Source organism: Hydrocoleum sp. CS-953, assembly GCF_002260545.1.
Lineage (GTDB): Bacteria > Cyanobacteriota > Cyanobacteriia > Cyanobacteriales > Microcoleaceae > Trichodesmium.
This window is the reverse complement of sequence record NZ_LGSU01000543.1, coordinates 1-3,575: the sequence shown is the minus strand read 5'-3', so window position 1 is coordinate 3,575 and position 3,575 is coordinate 1. Positions and strand designations below refer to the sequence as shown.

2 protein-coding genes are annotated in these 3,575 nt (G+C 34.5%); both read right to left on the bottom strand.

Annotation, left to right across the window (positions count from 1 at the left end):
* Positions 1-810: 810 nt before the first annotated feature.
* Positions 811-1,839 (bottom strand): GDP-mannose 4,6-dehydratase, encoded by a 1,029-nt coding sequence (gmd, locus tag AFK68_RS05715; protein ID WP_094671950.1) that lies wholly within the window; start codon positions 1,837-1,839, stop codon positions 811-813.
* A gap of 538 nt (positions 1,840-2,377) precedes the next feature.
* Entirely contained in the window at positions 2,378-2,515 is a 138-nt protein-coding gene (locus tag AFK68_RS36325) for a hypothetical protein (RefSeq protein ID WP_168186334.1), read from the bottom strand.
* Between the last annotated feature and the right edge of the window lie 1,060 nt (positions 2,516-3,575).

Genomic DNA, 3,575 nt, shown 5'->3' with positions numbered 1-3,575 from the left:
TAATTATATAAAAGTAAAATTTGCCAAGTCCAAGTCAAATTTTACTGATAATTTAGTAACTATATGCAGCATTTGTACCATCATCATCTCAGATACTTTAACTGTTAATTTTTAATTTAACTAAAGTTCTCACATTCTGCATTAGTAAACAACTATTTATGATNAGTAACTATATGCAGCATTTGTACCATCATCATCTCAGATACTTTAACTGTTAATTTTTAATTTAACTAAAGTTCTCACATTCTGCATTAGTAAACAACTATTTATGATTGCTATAGCAGAATCTAAAAACAATCAATTCCTAGTAGAACTGTAGCTAAATATCATCCGAATATTTATCCTATTGCAGAATGGCGGAAATAACTGACCAGTTACAAAATCCTAAAAGCCTTACTAATCAATAATGCTTGAATGCATGAGATTGCCACGGCTGTCGCCTCGCAACCTTTCAGGCTTTTAACTTCCGCGTAGCGGCACTAGCTTTCTACTTCATACTTATTCTACCGCTAGGAATTTTTTTATTCAATTACTCCCTAAGTTGACTCATTTATCTATATATTATCTTGACCAGAAAATTCATTTTCTAGCCTCCCATTTTAAGGAAACAAAAAAATCAAATTCAGTATTTCAAGTTTCCCTATTCCAAGAGGTACTGATAACTGAAATGATACACCCGATAATTATCTGTATTTTGAGCAACTTCTTCATCAGAAAATTTGTTGATTTTGATAGTGCCAAAAGACCATGAAAAGCACTATCACCTCACAAAGTTTAAATCTTCCTAACTCATCAGTTAGCCCAAAAATTTTAATCAAAACCATTGCCAATAATAGCAGCTTTTTCCAAAGCTTTAATATCAGAATCAACCATCAAATGCACCAACTCTGTAAAAGTAACTGATGGTTTCCAACCTAACTTTTCTTGTGCTTTTGTACAATCACCAATTAATAAATCAACCTCCGCAGGACGTAGATAACGGGGGTCAAACTCCACATAATCTTGCCAATTTAAGTCTACATGAGTAAATGCTATTTCTAGAAATTCCTTAATAGAATGAGTTTCATTAGTAGCAATTACATAATCATCTGGTTCCTCCTGCTGTAGCATCATCCACATAGCTCGAACATAATCCTTTGCATATCCCCAATCTCGTTTAGCATCCAAATTACCAAGAAAAAGTTTTTTCTGTTTACCCGCTACAATTCTAGCTACAGCCCGAGTAATTTTACGAGTTACAAAAGTCTCACCTCGACGAGGACTTTCATGGTTGAATAATATACCATTACAAGCAAAGAGATCGTATGATTCTCGATAATTTATTGTTTGCCAGTGGGCATAAACTTTAGCACAAGAATAAGGACTACGGGGATAAAAAGGCGTAGTTTCTTTCTGAGGTACTTCTTGAACTTTACCAAACATTTCCGAAGAACCAGCTTGATAAAAACGAACTTCAATTCCAGTACGTTGTTGGTAGTCTCGAATTGCTTCAAGTAAACGTAGAGAGCCCATTCCCACCGCATCTACTGTATACTCTGGAGAATCAAAGCTAACCCTTACATGGGACTGGGCACCTAAGTTGTATATTTCTACTGGCTTAACTTCTTCAAGAATTCGACGTAGAGTAGTCCCATCAGTTAAGTCTCCATAATGGAGAAATAATCTAGCATCAGGATTATGAGAATCTTGATAAATATGGTCTATCCTATCTGTATTGAAGCTAGAACTACGTCTGATAATACCATGAACCTCATAGTCTTTCTCAAGTAAAAGTTCACTTAAGTATGAACCGTCTTGACCAGTAATACCAGTAATTAGCGCTCGTTTCCTTTCACTCATTGCAGTTAATATTTACAAAGTATTGACATACTCTCGGCCTTAAATACACCGAGTTTTGTGACATACTTCCCACACTAAGCTAATGCTATAGTGTAAGCTTATTGCTTCCCAGTCCTGGTATCCCGTCGGACTCTACAAGCTTTAAGAAGGGAATGTCCTACCGCCCTATGTTTTATATTTGCTAAAGTGTTTTTGTTACGACATATCCAAATCCCATTCAGGAGGGCAAGAATGAATCCTGTCTGACAATTTTTTCGGGACTTTTTCTTTTCCCCACAGTTTGAGAATAAGTTATTGTGCTGTTCAAATTCACAGCTATAGTTAACTGCCCAGTATTCTCAACGTTGGCAGAAATATATAGTTAGGAATTAATTGTCCCCAACCAGCATAACCAATTAAAGTGATGGCTGTTCGCCTAATCCTGTAAAGCTCGCAACATAATATTGTGACAAGGACACACTATGTATATAGAGCTTTTTACTATAATACTTACCACGAATCGGGTTGGTTTTGATCAATAAGCAGGGAAATATTTATACTATAAAAGCAATAAATATTTTTTGATTTTTGCCCAATAGCTAAAGTTTGACTCTCTAGCATCTGCTTTATGAAACTGACTCAAACTTACTAAAATGAAAGATAGTTGAGTAGGTTTAATCTTCAACTCTTGTTTCATCTAGTCCTTAACAGAAGTGCTGTTAAGAGATTTTGACTCTCTACAGGCTTTACTTTATGACAAGCTATTGGTAGTTGAATATTTTTCTATATCTATCCCCAGATTTCTAGATTAACTTAAAACGATCCTCATAACCAATAATTGTTTAGTTAATATTTATCAACTTGACCCCTTTACCAATGGATAATTTATAATTAATCCCCAAAGGTTTAAGGGAATAGCAAAAAATAAATTATCCAATTTTTGAACTAGACCTGGAAAGTTTCTCTACCTCTATTCCCTACTCCCCCAAATGCAAGGTAATTGTATATTTTTTTATTTTGAAGTCCCTAATACCAAATTGACAAATCTTCGCTACAAATATTTAACTTACTGCGTAAGGAGTCAGGAGACAGGACTCAGGACTCAGGACTCAGAATGAATAAATTTGAGACTATTTTTTATGTTGTAATTGTCTTTTTTGTCAAATAAACATTTACCGTAAAACCTTTGAACAATTATTATTATTCGTAATATTTTTTTTTTGAAAATGGTATAAAGCCTCTGATTTTAAGGAGAAAAAAATAAATTGTGATTTCCTGATAATTCAATTCCTTTACGGTTTTAACCAGAGGTAATTATCCATTAATTAACAATAGTTATCTTGAGCAATAAAATCTCTATTAGTAAGCATTTCCTGCGGAATGCTGCGCAAACAGCTATTAGCACTCAGCTTTTCCTAGGTCATGCTACGCAAACAGCTTTTGAAAATGCTAGGAGGCACGGGAATTATAAGCTGTTGTGTATCTAGATTTTATATTCCCTATTGCTAGGAGCAAAAATTGAATATATGGTCGTTCATAGTNTATAAGCTGTTGTGTATCTAGATTTTATATTCCCTATTGCTAGGAGCAAAAATTGAATATATGGTCGTTCATAGTAAGCCCGCTTTTCATGATTCATAGAATATAAGAGATTTTGGCTTAAAGGTAGAAGGCATAAGGCAGAAATAATGCAAGTCATGAAGTGAAAACCCCTATAAAAACCTTAGCTGATAGCTGACGGCTGACGGCTGAATGCT